The 17,650-nt window shown below is 70.1% G+C and carries 15 protein-coding genes; 4 read left to right on the forward strand and 11 right to left on the reverse strand.

Annotated elements, in window-relative coordinates:
* Positions 1-23 precede the first annotated feature (23 nt).
* The 4 genes from zwf to ACFYXH_RS29705 form a co-directional block, all read right to left on the reverse strand.
* Positions 24-1,481, reverse strand: a complete 1,458-nt coding sequence (gene zwf, locus ACFYXH_RS29690; RefSeq protein WP_389569190.1) for a glucose-6-phosphate dehydrogenase — start codon at positions 1,479-1,481, stop codon at positions 24-26.
* Between the two features lie 3 nt (positions 1,482-1,484).
* Positions 1,485-2,516 (reverse strand): phosphogluconate dehydrogenase (NAD(+)-dependent, decarboxylating), encoded by a 1,032-nt coding sequence (gnd, locus tag ACFYXH_RS29695; RefSeq protein ID WP_389569193.1) that lies wholly within the window; start codon positions 2,514-2,516, stop codon positions 1,485-1,487.
* An 80-nt stretch (positions 2,517-2,596) separates the two neighbouring features.
* A complete protein-coding gene (tkt, locus tag ACFYXH_RS29700; protein WP_389569196.1) occupies positions 2,597-4,660 on the reverse strand; it encodes a transketolase in 2,064 nt (687 codons plus the stop codon).
* 159 nt (positions 4,661-4,819) lie between these two features.
* Positions 4,820-5,698: a universal stress protein gene (locus ACFYXH_RS29705; protein WP_389569199.1), complete on the reverse strand. Its 879-nt coding sequence runs from the start codon at positions 5,696-5,698 to the stop codon at positions 4,820-4,822.
* A 397-nt stretch (positions 5,699-6,095) separates the two neighbouring features.
* On the opposite strand from ACFYXH_RS29705, the gene ACFYXH_RS29710 reads away from it, so the two are divergent.
* Complete coding sequence (locus tag ACFYXH_RS29710; RefSeq protein ID WP_389569201.1) at positions 6,096-7,400, forward strand: WD40/YVTN/BNR-like repeat-containing protein; 1,305 nt, start codon at positions 6,096-6,098, stop codon at positions 7,398-7,400.
* Positions 7,401-7,480: 80 nt separating this feature from the next.
* On the opposite strand, the gene ACFYXH_RS29715 is transcribed toward ACFYXH_RS29710, so the two are convergent.
* Both ACFYXH_RS29715 and ACFYXH_RS29720 read right to left on the reverse strand, forming a co-directional pair.
* Positions 7,481-8,878: an FAD-binding oxidoreductase gene (locus tag ACFYXH_RS29715; protein ID WP_389569204.1), complete on the reverse strand. Its 1,398-nt coding sequence runs from the start codon at positions 8,876-8,878 to the stop codon at positions 7,481-7,483.
* 25 nt (positions 8,879-8,903) lie between these two features.
* The gene (locus tag ACFYXH_RS29720) at positions 8,904-9,881 is read right to left on the reverse strand and encodes an antibiotic biosynthesis monooxygenase (RefSeq protein ID WP_389569206.1); all 978 of its coding nucleotides are present in this window, start codon (positions 9,879-9,881) and stop codon (positions 8,904-8,906) included.
* 80 nt (positions 9,882-9,961) lie between these two features.
* Between ACFYXH_RS29720 and ACFYXH_RS29725 the strand changes: the two genes are divergently transcribed.
* The gene (locus ACFYXH_RS29725; RefSeq protein ID WP_385307206.1) at positions 9,962-10,528 is read left to right on the forward strand and encodes a nucleoside deaminase; all 567 of its coding nucleotides are present in this window, start codon (positions 9,962-9,964) and stop codon (positions 10,526-10,528) included.
* A gap of 19 nt (positions 10,529-10,547) precedes the next feature.
* Here ACFYXH_RS29725 and ACFYXH_RS29730 read toward each other — a convergent pair whose 3' ends face one another.
* Complete coding sequence (locus tag ACFYXH_RS29730; protein ID WP_389569209.1) at positions 10,548-11,003, reverse strand: N-acetyltransferase; 456 nt, start codon at positions 11,001-11,003, stop codon at positions 10,548-10,550.
* Between the two features lie 32 nt (positions 11,004-11,035).
* Between ACFYXH_RS29730 and ACFYXH_RS29735 the strand changes: the two genes are divergently transcribed.
* Positions 11,036-11,827, forward strand: a complete 792-nt coding sequence (locus ACFYXH_RS29735; protein ID WP_389569212.1) for a TIGR02569 family protein — start codon at positions 11,036-11,038, stop codon at positions 11,825-11,827.
* 89 nt (positions 11,828-11,916) lie between these two features.
* Here the strand turns inward: ACFYXH_RS29735 and ACFYXH_RS29740 are convergent, their stop codons facing one another.
* Positions 11,917-12,504: a TetR/AcrR family transcriptional regulator gene (locus tag ACFYXH_RS29740; RefSeq protein ID WP_389569215.1), complete on the reverse strand. Its 588-nt coding sequence runs from the start codon at positions 12,502-12,504 to the stop codon at positions 11,917-11,919.
* A gap of 5 nt (positions 12,505-12,509) precedes the next feature.
* A complete protein-coding gene (locus tag ACFYXH_RS29745) occupies positions 12,510-13,940 on the reverse strand; it encodes an amidase (protein ID WP_389569218.1) in 1,431 nt (476 codons plus the stop codon).
* Positions 13,941-13,995: 55 nt separating this feature from the next.
* Between ACFYXH_RS29745 and ACFYXH_RS29750 the strand changes: the two genes are divergently transcribed.
* On the forward strand, positions 13,996-14,790 hold the full coding sequence (locus tag ACFYXH_RS29750; RefSeq protein WP_389569221.1) for an SDR family NAD(P)-dependent oxidoreductase: 795 nt from the start codon (positions 13,996-13,998) through the stop codon (positions 14,788-14,790).
* Between the two features lie 244 nt (positions 14,791-15,034).
* On the opposite strand, the gene ACFYXH_RS29755 is transcribed toward ACFYXH_RS29750, so the two are convergent.
* Both ACFYXH_RS29755 and ACFYXH_RS29760 read right to left on the reverse strand, forming a co-directional pair.
* Entirely contained in the window at positions 15,035-16,582 is a 1,548-nt protein-coding gene (locus tag ACFYXH_RS29755) for an NCS1 family nucleobase:cation symporter-1 (RefSeq protein ID WP_389569224.1), read from the reverse strand.
* Positions 16,583-16,596: 14 nt separating this feature from the next.
* On the reverse strand, positions 16,597-17,598 hold the full coding sequence (locus ACFYXH_RS29760) for a TIGR03842 family LLM class F420-dependent oxidoreductase (RefSeq protein WP_327326919.1): 1,002 nt from the start codon (positions 17,596-17,598) through the stop codon (positions 16,597-16,599).
* Positions 17,599-17,650: the final 52 nt, after the last annotated feature.

The following is a 17,650-nucleotide window of genomic DNA, read 5'->3' on the forward strand; positions in this document are numbered from 1 at the left end:
CCGCACGGAGTCACTCGCGGGTGTCAGTGAGCGTCCGGCAGGCTCCACCGGTAGGGCGCGATGAGCCGGTCGACCGACTCCGGGCCCCAGGAGCCCGGTGCGTAGCGCTCGACCGGCTGCGGGTTCTCCAGCAGCGGGGCGGATGCCTCCCAGAGCCGCTCGATCCCGTCGGAGCGGGTGAACAGGGACTGGTCCCCGAGCATCGCGTCCAGGATGAGGCGCTCGTATCCCTCCAGTGCGTACATCGAGTTGACGGAGTCGGCGTAGTTGAAGACCATCTCGGCCTCGCTCAGGCGCATGGCGGGTCCTGGCTCCTTCACCAGGAAACGGGCGGCGATCCGGCCGGGGTCAGCGAAATCAATCACCAGTTCATTGTTCCGGGATTCTGTGCCGCACTGCACGGCCAGGGGGAACATGCGCAGCGCCGGTTCCCGGAAACCGAGCGTCACGACGTGCCGCCCCTGACCGAGCGCCTTTCCCGAGCGCAGGTAGAAGGGCACTCCGGCCCACCGCCAGTTGTCGAGTTCGACGCGCAGCGCGACGAAGGTCTCGGTGTCCGACCGCGGGTCGACGCCCGGCTCGTCGCGATAGCCCTCGTACTGGCCGCGGACGACCTGTGCCGGATCCAGCGGCCGCATGCTCTCGAAAACCTTCTCCTTCTCGTCCCGCAGGGGCTTCGCCGCAAGGGCGGTCGGGGGTTCCATCGCCACGAACCCCATGAGCTGGAAGAGGTGAGTGACGATCATGTCCCGGAAGGTGCCGGTCCCTTCGAAGAACTGTGCGCGGCCCTCGATGCCGATCTTCTCCGGCACGTCGATCTGCACATGGCTGATGTGGTCGCGGTTCCACACGGGCTCGAGGAGGCCGTTGGCGAAGCGGAGGGCGAGGATGTTGTCGACGGACTCCTTGCCGAGGAAGTGGTCAATGCGGAAGACGCGGGACTCGTCGAAGACCGCGTGGATCGTCGCGTTGAGGGCCTGGGCCGAGGGGAGGTCCGTGCCGAAGGGCTTCTCCACGATGACACGGCCGTTGTCGGCGAGGCCGGTCGTGCCGAGCAGCTCCACAACGGAGCCGAAGGCCTTGGGCGGCACGGCGAGGTGGAACAGGCGCCGGGGGTTGCCGCCGACGGCCCGCTCGGCCTCCCGTACGGCCTCCAGGAGCGGCTCGGGGGCGTCGGGGTCGGCCGCGCCGAAGGACAGCGCGTCCTCGAACTCCTGCCACGCCTTGCCCTCGGGCTTGGACCTTCCGAACTCGGCGACCGCCTCCCGGGCCCGCTTGCGGAATTCGTCGTCGCTGAGCGCGACCTGGGAGGGCGCCGAGCCGATGACACGGAAGCGGGGCGGCATCAGCCCCGCCTTGGCCAGGTGGAAAAGCCCCGGCAGGAGCTTGCGCCGGGCCAGGTCGCCGGTCGCGCCGAAGAGCACGATGACGTGGTCCTCCGGGACCGGGGGACGGCTTTCCGGCTGGGAAGGGCCGGCCACGGTTCACCCCGCCTTCTCGGCGTGACCGCCGAACTCGCCGCGCATCGCGGACAGCAGCTTGTCGGTGAACTCGCCCAGCCCGCGCGATTCGTACCGCTGTGTCAGCGCAGAGATGATGACCGGGGCGGGCACGCTCTCGTCGACCGCCGCCAGGACCGTCCAGCGGCCCTCACCCGAGTCCGAGACGCGGCCGGTGAACGTGTCGAGCTCGGGCGAGCGCGCCAGCGCGTCGGCGACGAGGTCGACAAGCCATGAACTGACGACCGAGCCCCGGCGCCACACCTCGGCGACCTCGGCGACGTCGATCTCGTACTGGTAGGCCTCCGGCTCGCGCAGCGGGGCGGTCTCGGCGTCGACGGCCCTGCGGCGCAGGCCCGCGTCCGCGTGCTTGATGATGCTGAGCCCCTCGGCGACGGCGGCCATCATCCCGTACTCGACTCCGTTGTGCACCATCTTCACGAAGTGGCCCGCGCCGCTCGGGCCGCAGTGCAGATAGCCCTCGGGCGCGGTCCCGTCGGCGCGGGTCCTGCCCGGGGTGGGCTCGACGCTCCCGGCGTCGGGGGCGATGGTGCGGAAGATCGGGTTCAGCCGTGCCACCGCGTCGTCCTCGCCGCCGATCATCAGGCAGTAGCCCCTTTCGAGGCCCCAGACGCCGCCCGAGGTCCCGCAGTCGACGTAGTGAATTCCGCGGGGAGCGAGCTGCTGCGCCCGGGCGATGTCGTCCCGGTAGTACGAGTTGCCGCCGTCGACGACGGTGTCATCGGGGTCGAGCAGCGCGGCCAGCTGGTCCAGTGTCGGCTGCACCACCCCGGCGGGGAGCATCTGCCAGACGTTCCTGGGCTTTTCCAGCTTGTCGACGAAGTCATGGAGCGAGGTGGCGGCCGTCGCCCCCTCCTTCTCCAGCTCCTGCACGGCCTCCCGGTCGAGGTCGTAGACGACGCATCGGTGACCGTCACGCATCAGCCGGCGCACGAGATTGGCGCCCATCCGGCCGAGTCCGATCATGCCGAGCTGCATGGGTGTGTCAGTGGTCATGTCCGGCTTCCCCGTTCTTCAGAGCGCGATGATGATGACGGATGAGGGCGTTGGTGGACGGCTCGTGGCCGAGGTCCGGCTCATGTCCTCGCCTCCTGCCGGGACTCCACCAGCTCCCGTGCGACCTCGGCCACCCGCTGCGGGGTGAACCCGAACTTCGTGAGCAGTTGTTTCAGGGGCGCCGAGGCACCGTAGGTGTGCATGCCGACGAGAGCGCCCCCGTCTCCCACGTAGCGGTCCCAGCCGAACGTCGATGCCTGCTCGATGCCGACCCGCGCGGTCACCGCCGGCGGCAGGACCTGGTCGCGGTACTCCCGCGGCTGACGGTCGAACAGCTCCCAGCACGGCATGCTGACCACCCGGGCCCCGATGCCGTCGGCTGCGAGTTCGTCCCGGGCGGCCAGCGCCAGGGACACTTCGGATCCGGTGGCGAGCAGGATCACCTGTGGCTCGCCGGAAGGCGGGTCCGCCAGCACATAGGCACCGCGTGCGACACCCGAGGCGGCGGCCAGCCGCGTTCGGTCGAGCGTGGGCAGCGCCTGGCGGGAGAGGACCAGTGCCGCCGGCTCGTGGCGCAGGCCGGCGACCAGCCGCCAGGTCTCGACGACTTCGCCCGCGTCGCCGGGGCGGAACACCAGCAGTCCCGGCATCGCGCGCAGGCCCGCCAGCTGTTCGACCGGCTGGTGGGTGGGCCCGTCCTCGCCGACGCCGATGGAGTCGTGCGTGAAGATGTGGACGACCGGGATCTCCATCAGCGCGGACAGCCGGATGGCTCCCTTGGCGTAGTCGGAGAAGATGAGGAATCCCGACCAGTACGGCCGCAGCTTGGTCAGGGCCATACCGTTGGCGACGGCCGCCGCGGCGTGTTCCCGGACGCCGAGGTGGAGGTTGCGCCCGGACGGGCTCTCCGGCTGGAAGTCTCCCGCGCCGTCGAAGGTGAGATGGGTCTTGGTCGACGGCGCGAGGTCGGCGGAGCCGCCGAGGAGCCAGGGAATGCTCTGCGCGAGGGCGTTGAGCACCTGGGCCGAGGAGTCCCTGGTGGCCAGGCCCTTGGGGTCGGCGGGGAAGTCGGGAATCTTGCTGTCCCATCCGTCCGGGAGTTCGCGGCGCTGCATGCGCTCCAGCTCGTCGGCGAGTTCGGGCCAGGCGGCGCGGTATGCGTCGAACCGTTTCTCCCAGGCGGTGCGCAGTTGTGAACCGCGCGCACCGATGCCCTGGCCGAACCAGTCACGAACCTCTTCGGGAATCCAGAACTGCTCGTCCTCGGGTATGCCGAGGAAGCGCTTGGTCGCCCGGACGCCGTCAGGTCCGAACGGTGCTCCGTGGGCCTTCGGTGAGTCCTCGACGGGAGAGCCGTAACCGATGTGGCTGTGGACCAGGACCAGGGTGGGGCGCTCGGTCTCGGCCCGGAAGGTGTGGAAGGCGCGGGCGACGGAGTCGAGGTCGTTGGCGTCGGCGACTGTGGTCACGTTCCAGCCGTACGCGAGGAAGCGGGCGGCGACGTCCTCGGTGAAGGTGATGCTGGTGTGGCCCTCGATGGTGACCCGGTTCGAGTCGTAGATCCAGCACAGGTTGGACAGCCGTTGATGCCCTGCGAGCGAGGCGGCCTCCGAGGCGACGCCCTCCATCATGCAGCCGTCCCCGGCGAGCGCGTACACATCGAAGTCGAAGAGGGGGAAGTCCTCCCGGTTGTACCGCGCGGCGAGCCACCTGCCGGCCATCGCCATCCCGACGGAGTTCGCCACCCCCTGGCCGAGCGGCCCGGTCGTGGCCTCGACACCGCTCGTCCAGCGGTACTCGGGGTGACCGGGGCAGCGGGAGCCGAGCTGACGGAACGACTTCAGGTCGTCGAGCGTCACCGCCGGCCGCCCCAGCACCTCGTAGTCCGGGTCGACGGCACGGACGCCGGTCAGATGGAGCAGGGACCACAGCAGCGTCGAGGCGTGCCCCTCGGAGAGCACGAAGCGGTCGCGGTTGGGCCAGATCGGGTCCTGGGGATCGAACCGCAGGAACTGCTGCCAGAGGGTGTAGGCGACGGGAGCGATCCCCATGGGCGTGCCCGGGTGGCCGGACTGGGCCTTCTGGACGGCGTCCATACAGAGACCACGGACAGTGTTCACCGACAGCGTGTCCAGGTCGGTCATGAGCGTTCCCCGATCTCGGTGGGTTCAGGTCGGTCCGCCGCCCGGCGCGCCTGGGCGACGGCAGTCCGGCGCCGGGTGGGCCGCGCAGCGTTGGGGATCCTGCTCGGAGGATGCCGGGAGCTCCCGCTGCGATGCGTCACCCGCGACGGGTGAAATGCGTCAGGCGTGCGGAACGACGGCGACGGGACAGGAAGCGTGGTGGATCACCGCGTGGGTGACCGAACCCATGTGCGCGCCCGACCTGCGTCGGCCGACAACAACAAGTCCCGCATCGGACGCGGCCTGGACGAGGTGGCTGGCCGCCCGCCCGGGAGCGGTCTCCTCGGACACCTTCACGCCCGGGAACCTGTCCCGGTAGGGGCGCACCGCGCCCGACAGCGCCGACTCCCGCTCCGCCTTGGTCCCCGGGTCGGGGCCGCCGTGCCCGGCAGCCGCGGCATGGTGGTGAAGGCCCGGAAAGTGCCAGGTGTGCACGATGTGCAACGGGACGGCGTGTCGTTCCGCGAAGTCGAACGCGAAGTCGAGAAGTTCGTCCTTCACATCGCGTACGTCCAGACCGAGGACCACTTTTCGGCGTCCATCGCCACCGGGGGCGCCGGCGCTTGCCTCGCGGTCGCCGTAATCCGGCCGTACGAGCACCACCGGGTGCTTCGCCTCCGCCACGACCTCCTGCCCCACCGAGCCGACGATGAAGCCGCCGACGGTGCCGAGTCCGGGCGACCCCAGGACGAGCAGGTCCGCGTCGGAGCCTGCGGCCAGCAGCGCCCTGGCGGGGGCGTCCTCGACCTCCTCCGTGGCCATGGCGACCCCCGACTGACGCGCCCGGACGCGCTCCTCCATCGCACCCAGCAGACTCTGCTCCCGGTCGGTCCGGGTCTCGCGGGACGGCTTCACGGCCTGAAGCTGGTGCTCCTGCCACTGCGAGGCGTTCACCAGCCGGAGGCCGGCGCCGCGCGCCGCGGCCTCGTCCGCGGCCCAGTCCACTGCCGCCAGGCTCTCATCGGAGTCGTCCACTCCCACAACGACGGGTCGGGACATGCTCTCTCCTTGCCTTGGGCTCTTGCGTGGACCGTCACGAGGGCCGTCACGAGGGCCGTCACGGGCATCCGCGCAAGAGGGCGCCTGATCAAGAAATTACCCATACACCGGAAATGCCGCTATTCGGGGCATCACAGACAGTGAACCGTGCCCTCCGCGGGCGGCAGGCACCGGTGGCCCGTGCGCGGACAGCCGGCCCGGTCCCGTACGGAGCGGAGCGGCTGGCGGTACGGAGGTTCGCTCGGCTGACTCGCTGAAGGAGTTCACGCGGTTCGGGCTGGAGCGGAACCCGGAGCCGGTTCGCGGTGTATCAGAGGCAGCACGGTCTCCCGTGCGCCGGTTCACCGCGGACCGGTCGGCCGAGGGCAGGAGAAGCTCAATGCGCAGGTGTACGGGGATGACTGCGGGCGTGATCGGGTTACTGACCGCGCTGCTGCTGACGGGCTGTTCGGCGGACGAGCTGTCGCGACCGCCGGACCGCGGGCAGAATCGGGAGCGGGCCGGGGAGTTGGGGCCAGGTGTGGACTTGGGGCCGGGCGGGGAGCGGTCGGTTCCGCTGCCTCGCATACCGTCCGCGCCGGGTCTGCCGGGCTGGGCTCACCAGGTGCGGTTCGCCGCCGACGGGAGCGGCTTCGCGCTGCTCGCCCAGTGTGTGGAGGACGCGGCGACGCCCGACAACAACTTCTGCAGGCAGTATGTCGCGGTACTCGACCGGGGCGGCTCGACCTGGGCCGTGCGCCGATCGCCGCTGCCTGTGGTGCGCGGCAGCGCGGGCATAAGCGCCGACCTCCATGTCCTGGGCCCGGCCCGTGCCTGGATCCGGGAGAACAGCGACAAGCGGCCACGCCGCACCTGGTTCACGGTGGACGGGGGCAGGTCCTGGCGGGCGGGTGACTGGAAGGCGCGCGGCACGGTGGCGGCGATAACGAAGGGCGCTGTGCTGTCCACCGAGTGCGTGTCTTCGCTCGACCCCGAGGAGCAGGAGTGCACCCAGTACCGAATCGCGGTGCTCTCGCCGGAGGACGGTCGGCGCCGGTTCCTCAGGCAGGGGCCGTCGCTGCTATGGGGCCTGCCCGCGAAGGCACCGATCGGGCAGGTACCACCAACTGCCCCTGGCCCACGGCAACCACGGACCGGGGTGACTCCCGTCCCGGTGCCCGCGAGTGTGGCCGAGCCGGACGGTTCCTGGTGGGTGTCGGGCAGCGATCCGGTCTCGGGCGCGGTGGCGGTCGCCGTATCCGGTGACGCGGGCCGCCATTGGTCGGTCAGCAAGCTGCCGAGCCCCACGAAGAAGCCCGGGCGCCATGTTGCGGTTTCAGTCGGCCGCGACGCGGTCTACGCGGCGGAGATGGGCGAGCTGGAGGGTGGCGAGCCCGTGAAGAACCCGATGCGTGCCCTGCACCGCTCGCGCGATGGCGGCCGCACCTGGGAGCGGATGTGGACGACGGGCCCCAAGGCGGAGCCCCGGACGCTGCTCGGCCAGGTGGTGCCCAGTCGCGGCGGCGAGCTCGTACTGCACGGGGAGAAGGGCGCCTATGCGAGCAAGGACGGCGGTCGCACCTTCACGCGAACGGACCCCGGCCTGTTGTACGCCCAGCGGACCCCGCTCGGTCTCCTGGTCGACCAAGGCGGATGCATCCACCGGATAACCCCGGACGGCGTGCGGTGGACCGAGTTCCGGCTGGCGTGCGCGTCCCCGTAGGGCAAGCCGCACGGCACGCCCGTAGGGAGTCCCCATACGGCACGCCCACGGCGGCGCAACACAAATGCCGCTTGTGCCCGTCAAGCGGCCCAGGTTGTCGATCGCCCGAGGTAGGAGAAGAAGACGTCCTCGGGGTCGTAGCGTGCCTTCAGCCGGCCCAGGCGGTCCCAGTCGGACGGGCTGAAGGAGCGGCGGGCTCGGGAGGGGTCGGCCGTGAGGTCGGCTTCCGCGATGTAGTGGCCCGTACCGAGGGGTTCGACGATACGCATGGCGTCCCGCAGCCAGCTGATGTTGGCGTCGTCCTGCGCCGCGGAGTCCCAGATCGCGAACGGGACGACGTAGCTGTCGCCGAGCACCGAGAAGGCCATGTCGTGCTGAAGTGCCTTCTCCTGTGAGACCGGTGACACGGGGGCGAGTACGAGGGACTTCTCCGAAGGGGCCACCGCGACCACAGGGGCGAGCCTCGACAGCAGGGTTTCGTAGTCCGCGCCCGACCACAGGGTGTCGGCGCCACAGCGGTGACTCGCCGGCCACACGGTCCCTGACGTCTCGTAAAGGACCTCGAGGGTGGTCGGCTCGTCGGCCTGCTGGAAGATGGCGTGGTCGGCGAGCGGGCAGACCCGCAGCGGCCCGAGGGAGCGGATCGCCTCTTCCTGGCTGTCCGCGAAGGCGGTGGCAGCGACGATGACGACCTTGGGCCTCGGTGTGGCCGCCGACATGGCCGGGTCGGCGGTGCCCAGTACGAAGGACAGCTCGACGGTCGGCGGAAGTTCGGTGGCGGCCTCGGTGACCCAGCGGGTCACGGGTACGACGTCCGCCAGCGGAAAGGCGTACGTGGTCGTGACGATTGCCGCCGGGCGCGGGTACAGGGCGAGGCGGAAGCCGGTGACAATCGCGAAGAAGCCGGGGCCGGCTCCCCGCGCCGCCCAGAACAGGTCGGAGTTCTCATCCGTGTCGCAGCTGACGACCTCGCCGGCGGCGGTCACGGCTTCTATCTGCCGCACGCTCGCGCAAGCCGGTCCCAGCGCGCCGGAATTCCAGCCGAGACCGCCGCTGAGGAGATATCCGCCGAGGGCGACGGATCCGCAGTGCCCGGTGGGGAAGGCCAGGCCGTGCCGGGAGAGTTCGGAGGCGAGTGCGCGGCCGGTGGCGGCGGGCTGGACAGTCGCCGTGGCGGAGTCCGGGTCGATATGGATCCGGTTGAGTGCGGAGAGGTCGATGAGCATGCCCCCTTCGCGCAGTGGCGAGCCGCACCAGCTGTGCCCGCCCGACCGTACGGCGATGCGCAGACCCTCGGAGCGGGCCAGTGCGACGGCTTCCGGGACATCGCGTTCCGAGGCGACGCGGACGATCACATCCGGGAACCGCGGGGGCTTGACGCCGTTCCACAGGATGCCCTGCCAGGCGTGCTCGTATCCGGGGTCGCCCCGCCGGACGATGTCTCCCTCGATACGCCGCGCCCGCGCCTGTCCGCCCATAGTGACCCCATTGGTCGACTCGTCGTCAGCCCGTGGTCAGGCCGAATATCAGGAGGAAGATCGCCCAGCACACCATTACGACCAAGGCGCCCGCCGCATTCGTACGCACGGAACGTGCCCGGTCGGGCAGCAGCCAGAATGTGAGGGCTCGGTTGACCAGCGGCATCAGCACCCAGGTCAGGATGGAGACGCTCAGCACATTGGAGAGGAACAGGCTCAGATACCCGGGTATGCCCCAGCCGGCGAATACCTTTCCCACCGTCAGATTCAGGACCACCACGGTCGGATACAGAGCCAGGACGACGGACATGGCCTGTTTCCAGTTGGACGGAATCCCTTCCTCGTCGCCCTCCCCGAAGCGGAACCAGCCGCTGAACGCCGACCCGATCTTGCGTACGTCGTACGAGGAGAAGTACTGATGCCCCTCTTCGAGCAGCTTTTCGCGGTCGGCGGAGGCGAGCCAATCGTCGAGATTGTCACGGGTGTCAAAACGGAAAGCGACCACCCACTTGTCCTGGATTCCCTCCACCGGCTGGAACAACTCGGTCCCCATGAAGCCGGGATGCTTTTCCTGCACCTTCCGGACTTTGTCCTGCCACCGCACAAAGTCGGGCTCCTTCCCCGGCCGCACAGAATGGGAGATGACCGCAGTGACAGCTTCCTGCTCCCGAGGGGCAGGCGCCCCGCCGGCCAGCACCTCTTGCGTCGGGGCACCCTCGAACAGCGGGCGCGCCTCATTCAGTAGCTCGCGGCGCGCGCCGGAGTCCAGCCATGTGGTCAGCTCATCGACACGGGAGAACCGGAAGACCGCCACCCACTCGTTCTCCTCGCCGGAGCCCGGTGGATACACCTCCGCGCCCTCGAAGCCGTCAAAGCCCTCGGCAACGTGGTTGGTCTTCTCCTGCCAGCGCTTATAGGCGTCAACCCGGCCCTCCCGGACTTTCTGGGAGGTCACGACGGTCGCGCCGTCGCCGCCCGGGACACGGCTTGCAGCAACACCCATACGGAGTAGCCTACTACGCAGGGGAGTTATCGGACAATTCGGTGATTACGCCGCAGTGAGCAGTGAAGCGGAGGTTCGTCATGGGGCACAAGGAGTTTCTGGCCGAGGCGGTACGGCTGGCCACCGAGTCCGTGGAAGAGGGATGGGGCGGCCCTTTCGGGGCGGTCATCACCCGTGACGGCGAGATCCTGGCCCGCGGGCAGAATCGCGTGCTCCTCACCGGCGACCCCACCGCGCACGCCGAAGTGGAGACCATTCGCAAGGCGGTTCAGCGGCTCAATCCCGAGGCGCCATCCATATCGCAGGAGCACCAGAACGAGAGCACGCTGGAATACGTGCAGCGCCCGGAAGGATCCCCCGATCGAGTACCGGAGAGGGCCCGGATGCTCAAAGGGTGCTCGATCTACATCAGCGGCGCCCCGTGCCCGATGTGCATGAGCGCCATTTACTGGTCGCGGATCGACAACGTCTATTTCAGCTGCGATTTGAAGGCCACGCGTGAGATCGGATTCGATGACGCCTTCCAGTACGAGGACTTCATGAAGCCCCTCGACGAGCGCAGGATCCAGATCGAGCAGATCCATCCCGAGTTGGGCGCGAAGGCCTACGAGGCGTGGAGCTCAAAGCCCGACCGGCACCCGTACTGAAGAATCTCGGCACTGAACCTCAGCGGTAGCGGACCTCGGCGAACGGCCAGTCGGCGGTGAGCCAGGCGCTGACCGCCTCGTACAGCGGCTGGTCGAGACTCCCACGGTCGGCCCGTACCCACGAACGCACTGTGGTGACGGCCGGGTCGTCCCGGTCCGGGTAGATGTAGACGCAGCCGACGACGACATCGGTCCCGGTCCCGGTCTCGAGGACGGTGTACGTGAAGCCCCGCCGCTGCTCGAAGTCCCCGGCGTGCCCGACCAGATCAGCCAGATTCTCCTCCGCCGTCATCCCTTCGGCCGGTGGCCAACTCCGGGTGAAACCAGGAGTCTTGCGGATGTGCTCGATGCTCGACGTCCACGCGGCGAGGTCGGCCTCGTTGTGCTCGGGCCCCAGCGGTTCAAGACGGAATGGCCCGCAGTCGAGTTCGCGCGGCACCACGAATTCATCGGGCACGAAGAGAGTGTTCGACATCTGTGCAGGGTAGCCGCCTACGCTCCCCGTCCATGAGCCAGTCCTCCGCCTCCGCGGCCCCGCCTTCTGTTGTGCTCACGGCGTTCGGCGCAGCCGAAGCGCCGGCCCTTCTCCCCGGCTGCCGGGGCTCGGCCTGGCGCTCCGGCGCGCTGGTGCTCAAGCCTGTTGCGACGGCGCCGGAGACCGCGTGGCGCGCGGGCGTGCTGCACCATCTGCCAGAGACCTCCGCCTTCCGGGTGGGCCGGCCGGTCCCGGCCGCCGACGGGTCCTGGGCGGCGCACGGCTGGGAGGCCTGGCGGCTGATCGGTGGATCAAGCGATCCACACCGCGCCGACGACGTCATCCGGGCGGGCGAGGCATTCCACGCGGCACTGGCGGACCTGCCCCGGCCGCGCTTCCTCGGCCTACGCGACAATCCCTGGTCACGCGCCGAGCGACTGGCCTGGCAGGAGACCGAACAGGCCCCGGACTACCCGCTGCTCAAACCGCTCCTCGCCGCGCTCCGCCCTGTCTCGGCCCCTGCCCAGATCATCCACGGTGATCTGCTGGGCAATGTCCGCTTCGAACCCGGCCTGCCGCCCGCCATCATCGACTGGCCGCCCTACTGGCGGCCCGCAGGCTGGGCCTCGGCGGTCGTCGCCGTCGACGCGCTGTGCTGGTACGAGGCCGAGCCCGCACTGCTCGACCGGTGGGCGCATCTGCCCGACTGGCGTCAACTGCTCCTTCGCGCCTTGGTCTTCCGTATCGCCACCCACGCGACACTTGGCGGCGCGGAGGAGTACGCGTACCGCCCGGTCGTGGATCTCGTCCTCGACCGCGGCTGACACGGTTGGGCAGGCCGCGTGCCACCTGCGCCTCGCCCGGTCGGCTGGCGGGCGGCCGCTCCCGCGAGCCGGTAGCGGGGTGTGGGTGGTTACCGCCCGGCGTCCTGGCTGACCGCGCCCCGCGCGAGCAGCAGCAGCGCGTCGACCAGGTCCTCGGCCGGCCCGCCCGTTGCCAGTCTGCGCAGTTGCAGGCCCATCACCAGCGCCACGGTGGTCGCGGCGAGTCGCTCGGCGTCCGGGACGCCGAGGCCGGTGAGGATCTGCGCCGCCAGCCGGTCGTATGCCGCGAAGGCCTCGGCGGCCGCCTCCCGCAGCCGCTCGTCGCGCCCGGCCTCGACATACAGCTCGAAGGGCGCGATGTGCTCGCTGTCGAAGGACGTGCCGCCCGCCACCTGCCCGGCCAGGGCGGCGGCGCCCGCGATGTCGACGCCGTCGCTCTGGCACTGGTCCGCGAGCTCGGTGAAGCGGCGGGTCTCCTCGCGCACGAAGTGCAGCAGGCTCTCGCGCAGCAGCTCGTGCTGGGTCTCGAAGTGGTACGTGACCGAGCCGAGCGAGACGCCCGCCTCCTTGGCGATCCGCCGGTTGGTGACCGCCGCGACGCCGTCCTTGCCGATGATGTGCAGGACGGCGGTGATGATGCGCTGCCGGGTCGGGGCGGAGCGGGCGGGGTTGGACATGACGGTCATTGTTCCACCGGCGCGCTCCCCCTGATCACCGGGGCAGGCGGCCGCTTCTCGTGCCACCGCTGGTCCGCCTCGAGTTGGGCGGCGAGTGAGATCAGGCGCTCCTCGCTGCCGGCCGGGCCGAGCAGCTGGGCACCGACAGGCAGTCCGTCACCGGTGAGGCCGGCCGGGACATTGACGCCGGGCCAGCCCAGTACGTTCCAGGGCCAGGCGTACGGGCACGCGGCCGCCATCGTCGAGTCGGTGCGCCAGGCGCTCATTCCGTCGAAGGTGCCGATGCGCGGCGGCGGCGCGGCGGTGGTCGGGGTGATCACGACGTCGTAGGCGTCGAAGATCGCGCCGATCCTCTGGTGCTGACGCGCCTCACGGGCGCGGGCGGCCCGCACCACACGGCCGCCGAGCCGTCGGCCGTTGCGCATGGCGCTGCGCGTGCGCGGGTCGAGGAGGGCGGGATCGGGGTGCAGGGCTGCGACTTCGGCGATCCCGGCGGTGGCGCGCGGCACGAAGGCGAGGCCGATCAGCCCGTAGCGCGGTCTGGCTTCCTCCACCTGGTGGCCGAGGCGGGCGAGGGCCTCGGCAAGTGCGGTGACGGCGCGGCGCACTTCGGGGTGGGGCATGGCGCGGGTGAGGGTGAGCGGGGGGCGCCAGGCGAGCGCGATGCGCAGCCGGCCCGGATCGCGGCGGGCGGCGGCGGAGGCGTCGATCGCGTCCGGCTGGTGCAGATCCTCGGGGTGCGGGCCCTGCACCACATCGAGGAGCAGGGCGGCGTCGGCGACGGTGCGGGCGAGCGGGCCGTTCACGGCGAGGCCCTGGAAGGCGTCGGCGTAGGGATGCAGGGAGACGCGTCCGCGCTGTGGCTTGATGCCGACGAGATGGGACCAGGCGGCCGGGATGCGGACCGATCCGGCGCCGTCCGAGCCGAGCGCCGCGGGTACGAGCCCCGCGGCGACGGCGGCCGCGGAGCCGCCGGAGGAGCCGCCCGGGGTGTGGTCGGTGGACCAGGGGTTACGGGTCGCTCCGAAGGCAGGTCCCTCGGTGAACGGCCACTGGCCGAGTTCGCAGGAGTTGGTCTTGCCGACGATCACGGCGCCGGCCGCGCGGAGGCGGCGTACCGCTTCACCGTCCGCGGCGGCCGGGGCGAGTTCACCGTTGCAGCCGAAGAGAGTGGGCAGCCCGGCCACATCGGTGTCGTCCTTGACGGCGAGCGGCACGCCGAGGAGCGGCAGCCGGTCCCCCGCCGCCAGTCGCCGGTCCGCGTCACGGGCTTCGTCGAGCGCCCGTTCGCCGCGCACCCAGCGGAAGGCGTTGATGGTGCTCTGGCTGGCCTGGATGCGCTCGATCGCGCTGGTCACCAGCTCCTCGGACGTGGTCCGACCCTCCCTCAACTGCCGTACATGTTCTGTCAGTCCGGCGAATTCATCTGTGGACACGACCGCCCCGCCTCCCTATTGTTCGTTCGAACGAACAGAACTGGAGGGTAACCAGATGCGCATCACCGGAGCAACCGTTCTGCTGACCGGGGTCACCGGCGGTATCGGCGGCGCACTCGCCGCCGAACTCGCCGGGAAAGGCGCCAAGTTGGTGCTGACCGGGCGCCGGCCCGACGCGCTGGAACCGCTTGCCGACCGGTACGGGGCCCGCACGATCGTCGCCGACCTCGCGGACCCGGCGGATGTGGCACGGCTCGCCGCCGAGGCCGCCGGCACGGACATCCTGATCGCCAATGCCGCGCTGCCCTCCAGCGGCGACCTGCTGGACTACACCCCGGAGCAGATCGACCGCGCCCTGGCGGTGAACCTTCGCGCCCCCGCGATGCTGGCCCGGCTGCTCGCCCCCGCCATGGTCGAGGCGCGACGGGGACATCTGGCGTTCGTCGGCTCGATGTCGGGCAAGACGGCGACGAAGTACTCCGCGCTGTACGACGCCACCAAGTTCGGTCTGCGCGGCTTCGCACTCTCGCTGCGCCAGGATCTGCACGACCACGGGGTCGGCGTATCGATCGTCCAGCCCGGGTTCGTGAGGGACGCAGGCATGTTCGCGGCAACCGGCGCGGAGGCCCCTGCGGGCCTGCGCACGGTCTCGCCCCGGCAGGTCGTGGCGGGCGTCTTCCGCGCCATCGAACAGGACCGGGCCGAAGTGAACGTCGCCCCGGTCGAGATGAAGGTGCTCACCGCGATCGGCGGTCAGTTCCCGGGCTTCTCCGAGCGCGTCCAGCGCCGCGCGAGCGGGGCGGACCGCACGGTCCGCGACATTGTGGAGGCGCAGCGCGACAGCCGCTGAGGGGAGCTGCCCCGCCGGCGATTGAGGCCCGGGGGCTCGGGGCGAAGCCCCGACCAGACCGCCCGGCCGCCGGGTTCGTCCTCAAACGCCGGACGGGCTGGACCTTCCCGTGAGCCGGTTCGTCCTCAACTACCGGACGGGCTGGATCTTCCGCCCGACGGGAGCAAAAACCAGCCCCGCAGGCGATCGAGGCGCGTGGTTCGGGGCGGAGCCCCGACAAGGCCGCCGGGCAGCGGGTTCGTTCTCAAACCCCGGACGCGCTTGAAGACGCCGCACGGCCCCGCTCCGGCAGCATCAACACCACATAAAGCACCAGCGACGCCGCCAACCCCACCGCCCAGCCATAGTCCGCGAGCGGCTTCAGGAAGGGGATCAACCCGTCCTCGGGGAACGGCCCCTTCCCCTCCGCCGAGTGTGAACCGCCCACCGACAGCAGCCCCCCGACCACGAACGCCGCCACCGCGCGCAGATTCCAGCCGGAGGTGTACCAGTAGCGGCTCCCCGGCGTGTAGAGCCCCGCCAGATCGAGGACCGTACGGCGGACGATCCAGTAGTCGGCGATGAGGATGCCCGCGACCGTGCCGAGCAGTCCGCCGACCAGACCGAGCCAGGTGAAGATGTAGAGCTCGGGGGTCTCGGTCAGCTTCCACGGCATTATCAGGACGCCGACAACGCCCGTTATCAGCGCACCTGTACGGAAGTTGACGATTTTCGGCGCCAGATTCGCAAGATCGTACGCGGGCGATACGACGTTCGCCGCGAGGTTCACCGAGATCGTCGCGATCAGCACCGTGACCAGCGCGAAGAGCAGACCGAAGACATTGTCGGTCTTGGCGGCGAGCTGGACCGGGTCCCAAACCGCCGCCCCGTACACCGCCTGGGAGCCGGAGGTGACGAAGACCGACAGCAACGCGAAGAGCGTCATCGTCGTCGGCAGACCCAGCGACTGCCCCCAGATCTGGGCGCGTTGGCCGGCCCCGAAGCGGGTGAAGTCGGGGATGTTCAGCGACAGCGTCGACCAGAAGGCGATCATCCCCATCAGCGAAGGGAAGAACACCGGCCAGAAGTCCGCGCCCCAGCCGAGCTCGGAGGGCTGGTCGAGCAGCGGTCCGAGTCCACCTGCCTTCGCGGTGATCCACACCAGCAGCACCAGCGCGCCGACGATGACAAAGGGCGCGGCCCAGTTCTCGAACCGTCGCAGCGTCTCCATCCCCCGGTAGATGATGGCGAGTTCGAGTACCCAGAAGAGCAGGAAGCAGACCCAGAGCGTCCACGGCTGCCCGCCGATCTCCGAGGCCTTGGCCCAGCCACCGAAGATCTTGCCGAGCAGTACGAAGATGCCCTGACCGCCGATCCAGGTCTGGATGCCGAACCAGGCGCAGGCCACCCCGGCCCGGATCAGCGCCGGCAGATTCGCGCCGCGCAGTCCGAAGGACGCCCGCGCGAGCACAGGGAAGGGAATGCCGTACTTGGGCCCCGCGTGCCCGGTGAGCAGCATCGGCGCCAGCACGATCAGATTGGCGAGGCCGATGGTGAACACCGCCTGCTTCCAGTCCATCCCCAGCGCGACCAGACCCGAAGCGAGCAGCCAGGACGGGATGTTGTGGGCCATGCCGACCCACAGCGCGGCGAAGTTGTATGTCGTCCAGCGGCGCTTCGCGACCGGGACGGGCAGCAGATCGTCGTTGACGAAGCGATGGTCGGCGGGGACCGCGCCGGGCGCGAGCTCGACGCGGCCCGACAGGTCCACTATCGGTCCTTCGGACGGGGCGGGCGGGACGGTCGCGGTCATTGCTGCTGGACCTTTCAGCGGTTGAGTGCCGGGATGATCTCGGAGCCGTACGCGTCGATGGTCGCTTCCTTCGCGTCGTGCATGTTGTAGACCGCGAACTGGTCGACGCCCAGCTCGCGCAGCGCCGTCAGCTTTTCGATATGCGCCGCTGCGGGCCCCAGCAGACAGAAGCGGTCGACGATCTCGTCCGGGACGAAGTCCGTGGACGGGTTCCCGGCGCGGCCGTGGTGGCTGTAGTCGTAACCCTCGCGTGCCTTGATGTACGAGGTGAGGGCCTCGGGCACCAGGTCGGAGTGCTCGCCGTAGCGGGAGACCAGGTCGGCGACGTGGTTACCGACCATTCCGCCGAACCAGCGGCACTGTTCGCGGGCGTGTGCCAGGTCGTCACTGACGTACGCGGGCGCGGCAACGCAGATGGTGATGGAGTCGGGGTCACGTCCGGCGTCGGAGGCGGCGGTGCGTACGGCCGTGACCATCGACGCGGTCAGATACGGGTCGGCGAGCTGGAGGATGAACCCGTCGGCCTGCTGGCCCGCGAGCGCCAGCGCCTTGGGCCCGTACGCCGCCATCCACACCGGCAGCTTTCCGTTTCGCACCCAGGGCAACTGCAGCGGCTGGCCGTCGACGACGGCTTCCCGGCCCTCGGCCAGATCGCGGATGACGCCCATCGCCTCGCCGAGCCTGGCCAGGGTGTTGGGCTTGCGTCCCGCGACCCGCATCGCGGAGTCGCCGCGCCCGATACCGCACACGGTGCGGTTTCCGTACATGTCGTTCAGCGTCGCGAAGGTGGAGGCGGTGACCTCCCAGGTCCTGGTGCCCGGATTGGTCACCATCGGGCCGACGGTGAGCTTCTCCGTGTGTTCGAGAATGCGGCTGTAGATGACGAAGGGCTCCTGCCAGAGCACCGCCGAGTCGAAGGTCCAGCCGTAGCGGAAGCCGTTGCGTTCCGCGCGTCGCATCAGTCCGACGACGGCCGAGGCCGGCGGGTCGGTCTGCAGGACAAGTCCGAAGTCCATGGCCTGGCCGCTCCTAGATGAGGTTCCTGGACGAGGTGCCCGGATGAAGTTC

Source organism: Streptomyces sp. NPDC002730, assembly GCF_042888805.1.
Classification (GTDB): Bacteria; Actinomycetota; Actinomycetes; order Streptomycetales; family Streptomycetaceae; genus Streptomyces.